Source organism: Bradyrhizobium sp. CB82 (genome assembly GCF_029714405.1).
Classification (GTDB): domain Bacteria; phylum Pseudomonadota; class Alphaproteobacteria; order Rhizobiales; family Xanthobacteraceae; genus Bradyrhizobium.
Window position 1 is genome coordinate 866,040 of record NZ_CP121651.1, and the last position, 15,812, is coordinate 881,851.

A 15,812-nucleotide genomic window follows, 5' to 3' on the forward strand; every position below is an offset into this window, starting at 1 on the left:
CTATTGGAACCGCGACCCGTGCGACGTTGCCGCTCGAGACTGAAATCCTCGCTATCGTCACGTGTGTCGTTCATGCTGCGGCTCGTTCTTCTTGCGGCCGGACCGTCGTGCCGGCGGAATGGCTTGGGCATCGATATAATTCAGGGTCCAGGCCTTCATGTCATCTTCGGAGAGGCCTTCGAGGTCGACATCCACATCCCCGAAATCGAATGAAGCGTTGGCAGGAATCGTCGAGGGGTCGGCGACCTCCTCGTCGGTCATCGGCCGTGACCGAAACACCGCGCGGAGTTCAGCGACCTCGGAACGGAGTTCCTTGATTTCGGCGTCAAGCAGCGCATTCGAGCGGCCCTTCGGCATCTTGGGGATGGGGGCTGGCAGCAATCGCGGCAGGAACGCCTTGTCCTCGTAGTAGACGATCTTGTCGACAATGATGGGTGGAATGCCGGTCCCAAGTATGAAGGCCTTGGATTTCGGAAGCAGCTTCAGCTCTTGCGGCAGCATCAGGGCGCGACGATGCTCGGAGATCGTCTCGCTGGTGGATCGCATGGCGAGCCCTTTTGGTCCGCTGCGGCTGTGCGCTTTCACGGTATCGTAGCCGATACGCTCCGAGAGCTCATTCGCCACGTCCTGCTCCTTCGGGGCAAACACGACCTCGACGGCATGGTTGGTCATGAAGTTGCGGGCCGCGTCGATCCCGTAGATCGCGCGCAATTGTGCCGGGCTTTGGACCACGGTGAGAAGGCGGATGCCGTATCCGGCGATGAAGGCGACCGATTTTGCCAGCACATTGACATTGCCTAGCGCTGGAAATTCATCGAGCAGCAACAGTAGCTTCCGATTGAGTTTAGGGTTTTGCTCCGGCAATTGGCGAGTATTCAGATCAACCACCTGCTGAAACAGCAGATTGAGAAGCGGCGCCATGCGGTCGAGATTGTCGGGCGTCACCCCGAGATAGATCGACATCGGCCGCTGCCTCAGCTGTCGCAGGTCGAAATCATTGGCCGAGGTTGCGGCATCGATGCGGGGATTGAGCCAGAGGCCGAGGCGGGCCGTCACAGTCTTGCGGACCGAGTTCAGCGTGTTTTCGGAGGCGGCCAGGAAATCATTCAGTGCGGTGATGCAGTGCCGCGACAGTGGCGACGGGCTGGAGCTGCGAACGGCGATGACTTTGTCAAAGTGGGTTTTGAGATCCTGGGTCGCCGACAGCTGGCGCAGGATCTCGCCGATCGTCAACGGCAAGCCCGGCGTCTCCGCGACATAGCCGCCAATCGCCACAAAGGATGAACGAGCCGCCTCGAACCAGAACGGATCACCCCGGCTTTCGGCCGGAAATAGCATCACCGCGATGCGCTGCAGATCGTCATAAAGGTCGGCGGAATCACTGCGCACATAGCCCAGGGGATTGTAGCGTGCGGTGCGACCGTTCTCGTCAAGGGGATCGAACAGATGGACCTCCTGGCCATGGGCTGCGCGAAAGCCGGCGGAGCGATCCCAGTTCTCTTTCTTGACGTCGAGCGCGACGACCGAATCCGGCCAATTGAGTAGGTTTGGGATGACATAGCCGACGCCCTTCCCGGCGCGCGTTGGGGCATAGAGGAGGACGTGTTCCGATCCGCCGAAGCAGAGCATTGCACCGTCTTTGCGGCCGAGCAGCAGACCCTCCTTGGATCGCAGGCCGGCAGCCTTGATCTCGCGCTCGGACGCGAAACGGGCTTTGCCGTGAAGCGGAAGCGGCCGGTGCCGGAGGATGGCGCCCAGTAGGCCAAAGACCACAATCAGCCCGGCCAGGGTCGACAGCGTCAGCCAGCGGTCGAAACGTGGGTCAGCGCCATAACGCGGCCAGCCTGTGGCGATCTCCAGCCAGTGAAAGCCGCCATCGTGGTGCCTGAGCCCGAGCAGCAGAACGTTCGAGGCGACCAGCAGGAAGACTGCTCCGGCCCCGAGCGCAAGCGCTGTGCCCTTCGCCACCTTAACGGGCGTGGTCGCGTTTGCGAACGGGGTCATAGTAGATTTCCGAAATGCGATAGCGGCCGTTACGCTTCTCCATCTGGACGACGACGTCGACCAGATGCAACAACAGCGAACGGATATCGTCCCGATGAAGGTCACGTCCCTCGGCACTTTCCTTGACCAACAGCGTCATCTGTTCGAAGGCAAGACGGGCGCTGTCGGCGTGAACCGTCGTGATCGATCCAGGGTGCCCCGAGTTCACATTCCTGAGGTAAAAGAAGGCGGTGCCGTCGCGCAGCTCCTGCAGCAGGATCCGGTCGGGCCGCATGCGCAAGGACGATTCGAGCAGTTCACGGGGGCCGATTTTGGCCACACCCTGCCCATCCTTGGCGTAGAGCAGCCGGACGCAATTCTGGTGCGGGATGACGAGCTCGGCCGTGTCTTCAATGGTGATGAGCCGTTCATGCGCTGGGATCGCTGCAATCAGCGCCTTGGACAGAGTGGTCTTGCCCGAGCCGGTTGCCCCTGAGATCAGGATATTGCGGCGGGTGTGCACCGCAAGCTCGAGGAACTCGCGCCACTGCCCGGCGTCTTTCAGAGCGAGCAATCGATGCTCATCGGCGGTCAGCTCGTCACTCGCGGAGCGGACCTCGTCGAATAGCCTTGTCCGCTCCAAAGCGTCCAGATTCATGGTCAGTGTCGAGGGCTTGCGAATGGTCAAGCTGATCGTGCCGGCCGGGACCGCTGGCGGCACCACGATCTGACAGCGCTCCTCGCCGATCAGGCTGGTTGAGACCACCGGGTATTCCGGCCCTATGTCCTGTCGGGTGTGACTTGCGGCTGCGGTTGCAAGATGAGAGAGGTAAGCGTGCGTAAGGGCTGCCGATTCATGCCGGGCCCAACCGTCAGGCCCTTCCACGAAGATCTCGCCGGGACGGTTGACGACGATTTCGGTCAGGGCGTCGTCCGCGAGGTAAGGAGCCAGCGGCTCGAGATAGCGCGCCAGCACCAGACGCCCGCCATCATGTCCGATGGATGCGACCTGGCTCATTTTGTCACCGTAGCCGGCCCGACGATGCCTCCTGGGAGGGTGCGGTCGAGAATCTGCGTGCGGCTTTCGATCCGTTTGAGTTGGTAGACCGACGAAAAATCGAGATCGCGCGCGACAAAGATGTTGACCAGCTCGCCCTGGTTCTTGCTCAGCGTTGGCGGAATGTTGATGGACTGCTCGACGGCGATGCCGGCGGCCGTGTTGGTCGCGCCAGCCGTGTTGTTGATCTGGATCGAGCCGTCTTGCAGTTGCTGGCGCCCAATGGAGGAGGCATCGCCGACGATCGACAGCAATAGCGCCGAACCAAAGCGCTCCCAGAAATGTGTGTCGATATCGCCGTCGAACCCGGCGCGGCCGAGCGCATCCGTGGCAGGCGACGCCAGCGCCACGACGACACCTGTTGGTGTCTTGGCGCGGGTCCACAGGACGAACATGCGTTTTGAGCCGCGCCGAACATTGCCGCGATATTCGCCGACCACTTGCGTGCCCTTTTCCATGAGCACCACATTGCCTGAATCCGACATCACGTCGCGTATTACGACGCAGGAGACAAAACCGGCGACATCCGACGACATCGCGGTCTCCAGCACGCAGGGGATCGACGTGCCCTGGGTGACCAGAAGATTGCGATTGGGAAGCCGCGCGGCGCGCACGCCCTCGATCGGCGTCGGTTTCAGCTTGTCGGCAAGCTCGTTGCGCGGCTCTGCCCGCCCAAAATCATAGGGATCGACAGGGGCGCTTCCGGTCTGGGCATCACGGGCCGGACGCCCCGATGTGACCGGCCGATTATAGGCCAGCACCGGCGCGCGCCGCCCGCTTTCGAGCATCTGGTCCGGCGCGGGCGCGGGTGCCGCTGGTGCGGCCGAGATTGGCGCGACCGGAATGGAGGCCGTCGTGATCGGCGCTGCAGGTGGCTCCTGGGCGGGCTCGAACGCGGCGGCCTGGCGGATCATGAGTTTGCGGGCGGAATCGCTGACCGGCTTATCGCTCTTCCAGGTGCCCCAGATGATCAGGAATGCAAAGGCCGTGAGCGCGAGCGCGCCGAAGCCACGTTTGAGCATCGCCGCTCGACCATTGTCCCCTCCTCCCACCGGGGTAATGCCGCGGTCGCCGGCAAGCGCCTCATTCTCAACTTCGCTCATGTTGCGCCTGCCTATCGTGCCCTAAGGATTGGAGATGATCTCTTCGCCCGCCGCTCGATCGAGGGGCTTGTGGTGTTGGTGCCGGGATTGACCCCGACCGCATCGAACGCTTCATTGAAGATGCAAAGTACGGTGTCGCCCTTACGCAGCCGAAACTCGCGGGCCGTGGCGTGGACAACCACGAGCTCGCCGCGGACATCCTTGGGCACCAGACTTTCAGAGCCGTCCGAATTGATCAGGTAGATCGCCGGGATCTCCCGATTGCCAGCGAAGCGGAACGTGGTTTCCTTGCCATCGTCGAACACGGCTTCGGGCTCCAGATCGATGGAGCCCTGGGCCGAAAAGCGCCAGTTGCGCGCCCCATAGGCATGATGCAGGTCAAAGGTCTGGTCGATCAGCGCGCCTTCCCGCTCGGCGCCCCGGGCAGCCGCCTCAATGCGACGGCGCTCGATCTCGTCGCCGGGATAGGCGAAACGGACGACGAAGTAGCTGTCCGCGAGCGTCGTCTCGGCGATCGACAGCTCGAATTGATAGGAACGCTTGCGCCCGTCGGGCCGGGTGGTGACGACCTGCAGATTGGTCGGTGGATGTTTCTCGCGCGGCTTGAGGAACAGGATCGAACCCGCCGGGGCAACTTCCCATGCGATCGCGTCCCCGATCGCGACATGCGCGATCTCCTCGTCATCGGCAAACACAACCTGGGTCGAAGCGCGAATGACGCCGTTGAGGCGGACCACATTGGCAGGATCGTAGGTCACCGTGCGCACGCGCGCGTCATGTTGCCCCGGCGTCGGCTGCTGCAGTGCCAGCACCGGTCCCCCAAATCCGAGGGCAAGACTCATCAAAAGCGCGAAATGTTTCATGGCACGACCTCCGGGTCGGCGCGATATTCCGAAACCAGAAAGCCGAGCGGATTGACCAGGCGGTCGGCGGAAGACATTGGCGCATTGGCGTAGGAAAACGTCAGTGTCGAAACCCAATGGGTCACATGGGTTTCCTCGCCTTTGCGGCTCTCTTTCATGAAACGCACGGATGCGACATTGTCGGCCAGCAGCGAGATCGCCTTGATCCGCACCGTCGCGACCCCGAAACGGCCTTGAACGACTTGCGGGCTTTCGGGATTGGAGCCGCGGTACCAGGCTGCGAAGCGGGCTTGTTCGCCCTGCCCAGAAAGCAGCGAAATCGTGCGGAAATTGGTTTCGGCCTCCGGATAGCTGTAACCTTCGCGCGCGCGAACGTAGCGTCCAAGGAAATATTTGGTGACGGCCTCATCGTAGCGCGCCGGCGTCGAATTGAGCGCGGAGACAGTGTCGACGATGCCGGTCGTATTATCGACCCGGATGACGAACGGCTCGACGGTCTTGAGCGGTGCCAACGCTGCGACCGCGCCGACCGAGGCGGCCGCCAATGCGCAGGCGCCCGCGGCAATCACCCACGCGGTTCGCCGCGAGCGATGGGCCGAGAGCAGCAGATCCTGTTCCCATCGCCGCCCATTGTCGAAATAGCTCTTCAGGTCATCATGCCCGACCATCTCACGCCTCCTTGCCGCAGGGGCGGTAAGAGGCCGCAATCCCGGCCCAGCGGCCGGACGCGGCGAGATGGAGCGAAGGTGCGGGCGGGCCACTGTCGCCCTTCCGGATGATGGGTTCAGATGGTGGAGCTGACGGGTCGGGTGTCGCGGGCGACGCGCCGGATTCCCAGTCCCACAACGAGCGATTGAGCGGCCGTCGAGCCAGGCCATCACAAGACGGTGGACCTTTTGACCAAGTCCCGCAGCCGCCAAGCGGCCATCCGATCACGCATATAATGAATAGTCGACGCCACATCGTTCTGATGCCCCTGTCGTTTTCTGCCGCCTGATACCGGCGACTATTATGGTTTAGGCCGCCGTCGTCCCTTGCGAGCGGGTGCGCCGCATGCTGCCGCCCTGGCGGCTGGCTCTTACTGCGGCCAGGCCGCGGCTGGCCGACCAGCGGGCGCCGGCATAGGCCCCTCCGGCCGCGGCCGCGGCATTGTTGATCATTGGGCTTGTGACCAGTCGGCTTGCGAGCGACGCACCGCCCCCGGCCAGACCGCCTGCGATGATCGGCAATTGAAGCGCGATGTATCCGGACAGACCCAACACCGCACTGATCGCGACTGCGGCCACGACCAATTCGCCCGCCGTTCCCGCGTTTGCCGCGAACCTGTCGATGAATCCGCTGAGGGTCGTTAGCATCAGCCCGACCAGAGCGTCCACCAGCACCAAAAGGATCACGAAGTTCGCGAGCTGCCGAAGCCAGGCCTCCGTAAACGGGCGCGTTGCCTCAAAGAGTCCCAGTGCAATAAAGATGGGCCCCAGCGCGATCACGACGCCAAGGCCCACTTTGGCGTAGAGCATGATCGCAAATTGCAGGAACGACCCAACGGCCACAAAGACCAGGAGAATGGCCGCAATCAGGGCGGGCGCGATATTGGTCAGGCCAGCTTGTTTGTAGATCTTGTTGGCAACGTCAATTCCTTTGGAAAGCAGCAGATCGAACGGCGCTCCGGAACTGGTATTCAATCCGGAGCCCCCCAAGGCATTGCCGATCTCCTTTGGTAAGGAATCGAAGAACAGACCGGTGACGTAGTGCTGGAACGCGCTGGAATTCGTCGCCAGCAGAACTATGACGACGATCCGCATTGCCCGCCAGGCGAATTCCATGATCGGTTCAGAGATCGCGCCTCGCATCACCGCAAAGCCATACAGAATGACATAGAGCATCACGGCCGTGCGCAGGGGGCCATCAACGTAGGAGGCGAGATTCGATACCGAGGTCGACACGAATGTTGTGATCGGTTGCTCGAATTCCTTCAGGAAGCTGTCAAAGACGTTTATGGCCATCGCGGCAATCCTTACTTCAGGGCGTTTTCCATCTCTTGGACGGTGACTTGGTTGCGGGCCTCATTCGCATTGATGCAATTCGGCGTCATTTGAAGTTCTCCGGGATTGTCGCTGCATCCCTTGAGAGCCACCGCAAGCTCGTCACGATGATCAAGAAACCAGCCGACGCTTCTGGTTTGTTCACCCTTGTCGGCGTCGTTGCAGCCCGCAAGGGCCGCGGCGACAGCCATCAAAAGAATGGTTAGCCTCGTCATTGCAGGGCCGCCTCCATTTCATCGACCAGTTGTTGCTGTTTTTCGCGTTCCCGCTGACCGTCCATGTCCTTGCGGGCTTGCTGGATCATTGCCAGACCCTGCATTCGGAGCACGTCGTTCTGCAGCAGCGCCTGTTCGGCCTGCAGCCGCGCTGAGAGATCGAGAACCTCCTTGGCGTCAGTCGCCGAGCTGATGCGAGCTCTGAGCTCCTCAAGGGCATCAATGCGCTGCGAGGCGGTGTCGTACATCGCCTGCCCCATGGAGTGCTTCGCTCCGGTCTGGCGGGCGATCCGGTCGAGCTCGCTCTGGTAATACGAATTGCCGTTGTTGCCGGCATAGGCGCGGTTCTGCGAAAGATAATGGTTGATGGCATCGGCGAAGTTGCCGCCACCCTGCCCCGCGACGAGACGTTCGATGTCAGAGAACTGTTGGGGCAGCACTTTCCGGAACTGTGGCGTGTTTAAGAGCGCTCCGATGTCATTGGCGTTGGTCCGCTTGTTGAAGCTGTCATAGAGTTGCTTGGACTGGTTCAATTGATCTTGCGCGACCTTGAGCTGCGACGTCAGAGTGTCGACCTGCTTCTTCAATTCCGTCAGCTGCTCGAATTGCCGCGCAAATACGCTCGGGTCGAACACAATTTCCGCCTGCACAGGTGAGGCCATCAGGAGGGTCACGACTGACAGGGAGGCGATAATCGCCGGCATACGCTGACTCATCACTGGCCCTTTCTCCGCTTCGCATGAAACACCGGCAGCCATTGTGCGGGGTCGTCGCCGACTTGCTTGCGAATGCCATCGAGCAGCTCGACCGTTTCCGTCCGTCCCGACAGAACGGCGAGCGCGTCGTCGAAACCGCCGAGATCAAGTTCCGCTACGACCGAGTTGTGGCCCTGCTTGACCAGGAAGCGCCGGCTTTCAGGCGCGAGCTCCTCCTTGATCAGGCGGAATTCCGTATCGGTCAGATGGAAGCCATCGACATAGTCCGAGCGCGTTCCCCGCGCGTTCGGCAGGAAGATCTGGGTCGGGCACTGTTCGACAATGGTATGCGCAATCGGCGAGGCCAGCGCGTCGCGGGGCGACTGCGTCCCAAACACCATCACGCCGTTCTGCTTGCGGATGGTTTTCAGCTTGTTGTTGGCCAGATCCCGAAATGCCTCGTCTCCAAGCGCCTTCCAGAACTCGTCGATGTCGATGATCAGACGTCGGCCATCGATCAGGCGCTCCACCCGATGGAACAGATACATCATGAGCGGTGTGCGAACGGTCGGATGATCCAAAAGATCCGTCATGTCGAAGCCAATGAAACGGGCGTCGAGGCCGATGGCGTCGTGATCGCCATCGAGCACCCAGCCGAAAGGAGCGCCCCGGCACCATCGCTCGAGCCGCGCACCAATGCCCTCGCGATCCTGCTGGCCGAGAAAGGCCCGCAGAGTCCCGAACGAACGTTCTGCCTGCCGCAGTTGACCCAGTGCTCGTAACCCGGAATCGATGCGCTCCTCTTCGATCACTGTCAGCGGACGGTCGTCCGGCGTGACAAGCTTCCGGACCAGTTCGCTCAGGAAGGACAGGTTCGCTGGCGTCAGCTCCAGCGCCTTGAGCGGCGCGCAGCCGGTCGCAACGCCGTTGTGGAGCGTCAGGTAAGTGCCGCCGGCGGCGCGCACGAAGATCTCGGCGCCCCGGTCCTTGTCAAAGAAGACGTAGGAGGCCCCTAACCGCTCGGCCTGCGACAGCAGGAAGTTCTGCACGACCGTTTTGCCGGACCCCGAGGGGCCGCAAATGAACGTGTTGCCGAGATCGCCATGATGAAAGGAAAAATAGTACGGCGAGCCGGACGCCGTTTTGAGCATCGCCACCGCCGGCCCCCAATGGTTGCCCGCAGGTTGTCCGGTGGGATAGGTGTGGAACGGAGAGAACGCCGCGAAATTCCGCGAGTTGATCGCGCCAGTGCGTGCCCGGTACTTGAACAGTCCGGGCAGCTGCGCCCAATAGGCAGCTTCAAGTCCAAGATCTTCCCGGGCGACCACCGCACCCGCATCGGCCAGAGCACGCCGTGCTGCGCTCATATGATCCTGCAGCTGCGAAGGCGTATCGGCGTAGACCAGCAGCGAAAGGTGATGATCTCCGACCACGAACCGGTTGGATTCGAGATCGTCCAGCGCGTCAGAGAGCTCGTCGATCTGCGAGGCGGCCGGATCCTGAGCCGAGACCAGCTGGTTCTGCTTGCGCGTCAGGACCGTCTTGGCGTCCGCTTTTGCCAAGAACGCGAAGGATTGCGAGACGATGAGCTCAAACGGCGCCGAAAGCAGCGCGTTCAACAGGCCAGGCCGGGTGGACGCCGGATATTCCTTGAGTCCGAATATGCCAGCGAAGCGCGATCCGCCGGCGCTGCGAATCTCGAGAGCTTCACGTCCGAAGATGATGCGATTTGAATAGAGCGCGGGGCCGATCGGCCCTTGCGGCAATGGCATCGGCATCCATTCCCCGGAGACGAGCGCGTGGAGCAGCTCCATTGGTTCCGAGAAGGTGATGCCGCCGCGCTCAGCCAATCCGACCGCACGGGCGCCATAACGATCGAGTGCCGCAACGATATCTCGCGTCGCATCGTCAAGCCGCTTCAGGGCCGCGCCGTCGACCTCGAGGGAGTGCCCGGCGCTGCGGCCAAGCCGCCTGAAGAACGCGGCCGCCGTATCTGTCGCCGCGCGGCCGGGATGACAAACCACCGTCAGATAGAGGTCGTTGCGAAACAGCGCCTCTTTCTGAAGCTGTTCGCGGTATTGTGCGTCAAGTGACGCCGCAAAGCTCGATCGGAAGGTGCCGTCCGGATAGACCGACGTCCGGCGGCGCACCAGATGGGTCCAGAGCGCTAGCCGCGGATCTGCAACATTCCGCAGGGTCAGATTCAGTTTGCCGTGAAGATCGTTCAGGTCCGAGGTTTCGGCAGTCTCGAACGAGGTGCCATCGATCCGGATCACCGTGAGCATCGCGCGGGTTGACAGACTGATCACCGTATCGGTCACGTGCCGGCCGAACGGCAGGTAGACATCGGGCTCGATCTCCCGGGATTTAAGCGCCGCCTTACGCATAACCGAGGTCCCTTGGCCGATATCGCCTAATGAGTGTGAGCGGCGTGCAGGACGACCCACCCCAGAAGGTCGCGTTGCGCGCGCGTCCTCGGGTTTCGATCCAGGCGATCAGAATCCGGAACATGTTCGGATCGTGGCGGCAGATGATGCGGCAAAGCCCATGGATGGGAATCGCGACCAGGCCGTAGATGATGCTCCCGGCCACCAGGAACAGGATGCAGGAGAACATGACGTTGAGCGCCATCGCCTCCATCGTGACGCCGGCAATCATGGCGGGACGCGTGCAGGCCAAGAACAAGGTGTCCTCCGTGAGACGCGCGGCATCGACCATCAATGACCTCCGGTCAAGGTCGAGACCACTTCGGAGGCGCCGAAGGTGATGGCGACGCCGAGCACGACATAGGCGGCCTTGCGAAGGTCGAGATAGCCGAACATCCAGGCGATGCCGACGATGATGACTGCCAGCGTCGCCAGCAGACGAGCGACGTTCCCAGTCAGCATGTTGACAATGTTCTGCAGCACGCCTTCGATGTTCGCGGTCTGCGCCAGCGCGGGCTCGACCAAGGCGATACTGAGAACGGCACCCATGCAAAGGAGGGCAGCGGAGTGTTTAAGAGGAGAAGTCATGGCACGGCTCCGATTAGAAGTGCAGCCGGACAATCCGGACCGCGGTATTGAGTTGAAAATGAAACAATGACGGTCCTCATCGTGCATAGACGAAGGCGGACGTGCCGAGTCCCGAGCGATAGACGTCCCAGCGCGGAGGTTCACCGGTAGTGTGTGCCGGTGTTTTGATGGGCGACACGTCACCCGTGGACTCGTCGGCACCGACGGACGCCATCGGCTGAATGCGGGGTCCGGGCTGTTTGCTCGAGCTCTTGGTCGTGAAGCTCACGACAACGCGGGCAATCGCCTGGTCGCGGTCTGGGATTTTCATGTTCGCTGCTTGCAGTCGCGCGTCAAACAATCTGCCAAGTCCTGCGATGTGCTGACACGCGTCAAATGTCGTGGCAGCGGTCAGGCCGGCCTGCTTTGTTTCCTCGGCATCAAGTTGAGCAAGACCGGTCCGGACCTGCTGGCCCGTGGCGCTGGCCTCGGTCGCGAGCTGGATGGCTTCGTTACGGTCGCTTGCCTGAATTGGAATCGGCTTGCGCCCGGCAATTGTGATGAGCAGCGGCTCGAACGAACTTGCCTGCCGCACAATCGCTGTCAGCGGTCGCACCAGATCCGGCGTCGGCGCGCACTGTTCGACCAGAGCCGCAAATGCAGCGGGATCCATGGCTGAGAACCTTTTTGTCGGAGCTGAAGACGTTCGATGCTAAGCCGCCAGCGCTGGGCTTGACGGCACCTCAATCACAGGTCCGGAAATCTTCCCGGACGCTCGGATCGCATCCAGAGCGTCATTGGTGATCGGCAACAGTCCAGCCACGGCTTTGGTCGCCCCGATTTGACGAGGTGTGCCGAGGCGATCGAGCTGCCATCCAGCCCGGCGCAGGATGCGCTCCATGCGCAGATCAGTGACGGTTGCTATGGCCTGAAGGTCGCGCCGCTGGCCCCATTCAATCATTCCCGCAAAGAGCAGGAACGTCGCTTTCCGCAAGCCGTTCTCGGCTATCGTTGCGACGTTTTGGGTATCAACGCAAAAGCGCGAGCTCTCCCAGATCCGGTCTGCTTTGGGCGCCGCGTGGCCATCCAGCAACACCGGGAACGTATCGGCGAGCATGTTGTGTCCAGGTAGCAGGCGAACGCAACCAACAACGGCGTTCTGCTCGAGCGCCAACAGATAGGTCGGGTTGAATGCGTCGTACTGATCAATCTCCAACCCATCGGAGATAGAGACGTCCCAATCGAGCCGTTCCTTGAAGACGCGCCCTCGCAGGCGATGCATTCCCCCCGTTAGTTCAGGGTCGCGCAAGAGCGCTGTACGTGTGCGCACAATGACCTTCATTCTTAACCTCAAGCTTACGAATCACAGCTTCGAGATCAAGAAAGCAGTCGTGGTCACAGCGTTGCGCTGTCAGTTCTGACAGGGCGTTGTGGAACTGTTGGGGCCGTGAGCAACAATCGCAGCGCGCGATCGTCGCGCGCGCAGTCTCGGAAAGCGCCGACACGCAAGAATGGGAATTTCTCGTCCTCCGCGGACGGAGAAAATCATTGTGTTGAGCGCCGCAGTCAGAGGCTGTTTCAACTTCGACGACCGCGCTTGCCGTTGCTGCCTGAGGGCGGCGCTCAAACCTGATTTCGAGTCTGTCAGAACGCAGGTTTAGAATTGTTCTTGCCGCAAAGCTGCCGCAACGTGTCAATAGATGCCATGCACGTATAGCGCGAATCATCGAAGGTATCGCGTTTGGGGACTTGGAAGTAACTGAAGTGGTGCAATGAAAGATGTTAAGAGGGCGTGCAACGAGTTTGTCGATTGTCTTCACTCTGCCCATACGGAAGATGATTTTCGGCGCGTCGCGGAACGAGCCGCGCATGCATTGGGATTTCGGTGGTTCGCTTATTTTGGTCAGCGCGTGAATGGCCCCAACCTGATCTCATCCTATCCGAAGAGTTGGACCAGCCACTATTTTCGGGAAGGATATCACAACATCGATCCCGTTCTTCAGGAGCCGCGAAGCACAAATCGGATGTTCCTGTGGGATGGCCGTGAGGCGCGAAGTGCAAAGTCGGCGAAAGAACGCCGCCTGTTCGACGATGCGCTCAGCTTCAAGATCAGGACCGGCCTCACCGTTCGTATTCCCTCCAGCCAAAACCAGTACGCGGCATTCACGCTGGCGGTCGACGATCGCAGTCTTGGGCTCGATCGCTTCATCGAGACATCGGAAGACGTGTTGTACAGGGTGGGTCTCACCTACCATGCCCATGTGAGCGCCAAGATCGGACGCGTGTCAGCAGGCAGCGGGATGGCGAGCCCACTCACACAGCGCGAGCGGCAGTGTCTCGCGTGGATCTCTGACGGCAAGACGATGCAGGACATTGCGGAGCTTCTCAATGTCACGCCGCGAGGAGTGAAGTTTCATCTGGACAATGCCAGGCGAAATCTTGCTGCATTGACCCTCCCGCACGCCGTGGCCCTCGCGTTTCGGCAGGGATTGCTCCCGTAATGCGCAAAACAACTGTCCGATTGTAAGAAGTTCCAATATCGCGGCTCAATCGGGATGGTAGGTTGGGCGGCTGCATTCAAGGTGCGGGAGTCTTTGGAACATAACCACGGCGTCTTTTGCGGACGAGCCACGCCTCGAGTGCTTCTACGGCCTGGACCCTCCCAGCAAACAGATCCATCCGCCGGCGGCCGCGTTGGCCGAGACGCCCCCATTCGCGCACCAACGCTGTGTCACCGAACAGAGTCGGTTCGATCGTGAGGACATAGAACCTGGCCATGTTGCAGGCCGGATCGCACCGTTGGAGCACGAGGTATGGCACCGTGAGTTCGGACATGCGCAAGAATCGCAACCATCGAAAGCGCTGTCCAATTAACTTATCGAATCGATCAGGGCTCTCGATTCAAAAGTTTAATATCAATGACGAAAGCCATGAGGTGCTCGCGACTGGTCTCGGAAAATATGTTGGCTGTCGTGCGCCTTCGACTGCGAAGAAGATGGGCGTCGCCCTGCGGGCCGGGCTGTTGGCTTCGCTGAAGCCCCGCGGGCGGGTCTTCCCCCTTACGGGCTGCCATCCCTGACGCGAAGCGGCCTAAGTCCCGAACAGCTACTGGGTCTCTCGCAGGCTCCCGTATAAGCGTCGGATCCGAACTCCCAAATGCAAGCGATGCCTATGGCCTCGAAGACGTCGAACGGACGCGGAAATTGCGCAGAGCACCCGCCAGGTGGGCAAATCGACTTTTGCTTGGACAAAAGGACGGCGGCTGTTCTCGCGGACAATCAGACCGACACTGCATCCGCGGAACGAACCCATGTGCGTTTCGGCTCACATGCGTCCGGTGAAGGACCAACCCCGCTCTCGAATGGGCTTTCCTTGGTTCTGGTGCGGCCTTCCACGATCAACCCGCAAGGGGTTCGCTACGCAAGCGTGCGACCTCTCCGGCTTCGCCTACGAGGTGACCGCAGCCGCCCCTGAACACGTCGGCGCCTGTCGAGCGGGGATGGTCCCCGCCGCAAGACAGGAGCCCTTCATGTCGTACAATCTCACCCTCGCTCAGAACCACGCCTTCGATCTGGCCCGCACGCTGATGGTGCCGGTCATCCTTTTTCAGACTGAGAACGAGTTCGGCGTGATGGTTTCCAGCGAATACGACGGCGATCAGGACGCCATCGTTCATGAATACGACCCCTGGTGCCCGGCTCATTGAGCCGGGTGACCGGCTGCCGCTCGCGCCATGCCGGCTGCAAGGGAGGCTTCGCCGCGCCGACGATCCGGCGACTGACGGTTGGTCAGCGCGCCCTTGCATTCGGCAGGCTTCGCGGCCGGTCGGGGATGTGCCGCAAGACTAGGAACAACTGAGACCAACAGAAGAAGGGGCTGGACGTCGCTTGCGCGACCCCGGTGCAGACAAATGGACAAGAGAGAAATCGAAGCGCTGCGCAACAAGGTTGGCTGTGCGGCTGTGCTGGAAAAAGACGGCTGGAAGGTCGACGTCAAGGAAAGCACCCGGCGCGCGATCAAGTATCGCCGCGACAGCAGCATCGTCATTGTCATCCACCAAGGCCGCGGCTGGTTCGATCCGTTGTCGCCGGCGAAAGGGGACGTGTTTTTGCTCGCCGAACATCTCGGTGCCGCTGGTTTCGTCGAGGCATGTGATCGTGTTGCGGATGTGGTTGGCTTCGTTCCCAGCCTACCTGCGTGGCAGCGCCCCGCAAGGCCCAAGGCCCTCGCGTCCGTTGCAGAACGGTGGAAACGTCGTTTCAGGCCGCGCCCCGGCTCGCCAGCCTGGCGCTATCTCACCGGCGAGCGCGGCCTGCCGGCAGACATCGTGAAGCAGGCGGTCGCTAACGACCGATTGCGAGAAGGCCCCCAAGGCAGCATGTGGGCGGCGCATCACGATTCCACTGGAGCGCTCACAGGCTGGGAGGAACGTGGACCGGTATGGCGGGGCTTTGCCACGGACGGCGCCAAGGAGCTTTTTCGGTTCGGGTCGGAGGAGTCCGAGCGGATCTGCATCACCGAGGCGGCCATCGATGCCATGAGCCTCGCCGCGATCGAGGTCCTGCGCCCTGACACCCTTTATGTCAGCACCGGCGGCGGTTGGTCGCCGGCAACCGATGACGCCATCCGCGGCTTGGCCAAGCGCGCCAACGCTTGGCTCGTGGCAGCAACCGACAACAATCGGCAGGGCGACATCTACGCCGACCGTGTTCGCGCCATCGCGGCGGATGCAAGTGCGCGCTATGACCGATTGCGGCCGTGCGCCGGCGACTGGAACGAGGATTTAAGAGCCTGACGGCGACCTCTTGATGTAGCGCGCGAGAGCGACGCGCAGGCCGCGTGGCGGCGCCGCGCCAAGGCT

General features: G+C 61.5%; 17 protein-coding genes. 3 read left to right on the top strand and 14 right to left on the bottom strand.

Annotation, left to right across the window (positions count from 1 at the left end; all coding sequences use genetic code 11):
• Window positions 1–57: 57 nt before the first annotated feature.
• The 13 genes from QA640_RS48070 to QA640_RS48130 form a co-directional block, all read right to left on the bottom strand.
• Complete coding sequence (locus QA640_RS48070) at window positions 58–2,004, bottom strand: type IV secretory system conjugative DNA transfer family protein (RefSeq protein ID WP_283043513.1); 1,947 nt, start codon at window positions 2,002–2,004, stop codon at window positions 58–60.
• Window positions 1,970–3,001, bottom strand: a complete 1,032-nt coding sequence (gene virB11 / locus QA640_RS48075; protein ID WP_283043514.1) for a P-type DNA transfer ATPase VirB11 — start codon at window positions 2,999–3,001, stop codon at window positions 1,970–1,972. Before virB11 ends, QA640_RS48070 begins: the two co-directional genes overlap by 35 nt.
• Window positions 2,998–4,143, bottom strand: coding sequence for a type IV secretion system protein VirB10 (gene virB10 / locus QA640_RS48080; RefSeq protein ID WP_283043515.1), 1,146 nt, complete (start codon window positions 4,141–4,143; stop codon window positions 2,998–3,000). Before virB10 ends, virB11 begins: the two co-directional genes overlap by 4 nt.
• Window positions 4,144–4,154: 11 nt before the next feature.
• Window positions 4,155–5,006 (bottom strand): P-type conjugative transfer protein VirB9, encoded by an 852-nt coding sequence (gene virB9 / locus QA640_RS48085; RefSeq protein WP_283043516.1) that lies wholly within the window; start codon window positions 5,004–5,006, stop codon window positions 4,155–4,157.
• Complete coding sequence (locus QA640_RS48090) at window positions 5,003–5,674, bottom strand: virB8 family protein (RefSeq protein WP_283043517.1); 672 nt, start codon at window positions 5,672–5,674, stop codon at window positions 5,003–5,005. Before QA640_RS48090 ends, virB9 begins: the two co-directional genes overlap by 4 nt.
• A gap of 348 nt (window positions 5,675–6,022) precedes the next feature.
• Complete coding sequence (locus QA640_RS48095) at window positions 6,023–7,009, bottom strand: type IV secretion system protein (RefSeq protein ID WP_283043518.1); 987 nt, start codon at window positions 7,007–7,009, stop codon at window positions 6,023–6,025.
• 11 nt (window positions 7,010–7,020) lie between these two features.
• A complete protein-coding gene (locus tag QA640_RS48100; protein ID WP_283043519.1) occupies window positions 7,021–7,263 on the bottom strand; it encodes an EexN family lipoprotein in 243 nt (80 codons plus the stop codon).
• Window positions 7,260–7,967 carry a P-type DNA transfer protein VirB5 gene (gene virB5, locus QA640_RS48105; RefSeq protein ID WP_283043520.1) on the bottom strand — a complete coding sequence of 236 codons (708 nt, stop codon included), beginning with the start codon at window positions 7,965–7,967 and terminating at the stop codon, window positions 7,260–7,262. The genes QA640_RS48100 and virB5 overlap by 4 nt, the downstream gene beginning before the upstream one ends.
• Window positions 7,968–7,978: 11 nt before the next feature.
• Window positions 7,979–10,345 carry a VirB4 family type IV secretion/conjugal transfer ATPase gene (locus tag QA640_RS48110; RefSeq protein ID WP_283043521.1) on the bottom strand — a complete coding sequence of 789 codons (2,367 nt, stop codon included), beginning with the start codon at window positions 10,343–10,345 and terminating at the stop codon, window positions 7,979–7,981.
• A complete protein-coding gene (locus QA640_RS48115; protein ID WP_283043522.1) occupies window positions 10,338–10,676 on the bottom strand; it encodes a type IV secretion system protein VirB3 in 339 nt (112 codons plus the stop codon). The genes QA640_RS48110 and QA640_RS48115 overlap by 8 nt, the downstream gene beginning before the upstream one ends.
• Complete coding sequence (locus tag QA640_RS48120) at window positions 10,676–10,972, bottom strand: TrbC/VirB2 family protein (RefSeq protein ID WP_036029551.1); 297 nt, start codon at window positions 10,970–10,972, stop codon at window positions 10,676–10,678. The genes QA640_RS48115 and QA640_RS48120 overlap by 1 nt, the downstream gene beginning before the upstream one ends.
• A gap of 76 nt (window positions 10,973–11,048) precedes the next feature.
• Entirely contained in the window at window positions 11,049–11,624 is a 576-nt protein-coding gene (locus tag QA640_RS48125; protein WP_283043523.1) for a type IV secretion protein, read from the bottom strand.
• A 39-nt stretch (window positions 11,625–11,663) separates the two neighbouring features.
• Complete coding sequence (locus QA640_RS48130; RefSeq protein ID WP_283043524.1) at window positions 11,664–12,293, bottom strand: acyl-homoserine-lactone synthase; 630 nt, start codon at window positions 12,291–12,293, stop codon at window positions 11,664–11,666.
• A gap of 430 nt (window positions 12,294–12,723) precedes the next feature.
• Here QA640_RS48130 and QA640_RS48135 point away from each other — a divergent pair, with 430 nt between their 5' ends.
• The gene (locus tag QA640_RS48135; protein ID WP_283043525.1) at window positions 12,724–13,452 is read left to right on the top strand and encodes a LuxR family transcriptional regulator; all 729 of its coding nucleotides are present in this window, start codon (window positions 12,724–12,726) and stop codon (window positions 13,450–13,452) included.
• Between the two features lie 76 nt (window positions 13,453–13,528).
• Here the strand turns inward: QA640_RS48135 and QA640_RS48140 are convergent, their stop codons facing one another.
• Window positions 13,529–13,786 carry a WGR domain-containing protein gene (locus QA640_RS48140; protein WP_283043526.1) on the bottom strand — a complete coding sequence of 86 codons (258 nt, stop codon included), beginning with the start codon at window positions 13,784–13,786 and terminating at the stop codon, window positions 13,529–13,531.
• A gap of 694 nt (window positions 13,787–14,480) precedes the next feature.
• Between QA640_RS48140 and QA640_RS48145 the strand changes: the two genes are divergently transcribed.
• Window positions 14,481–14,657 (top strand): hypothetical protein, encoded by a 177-nt coding sequence (locus QA640_RS48145; protein ID WP_283043527.1) that lies wholly within the window; start codon window positions 14,481–14,483, stop codon window positions 14,655–14,657.
• Window positions 14,658–14,861: 204 nt separating this feature from the next.
• Entirely contained in the window at window positions 14,862–15,746 is an 885-nt protein-coding gene (locus QA640_RS48150) for a DUF3991 and toprim domain-containing protein (protein ID WP_283043528.1), read from the top strand.
• Window positions 15,747–15,812: the final 66 nt, after the last annotated feature.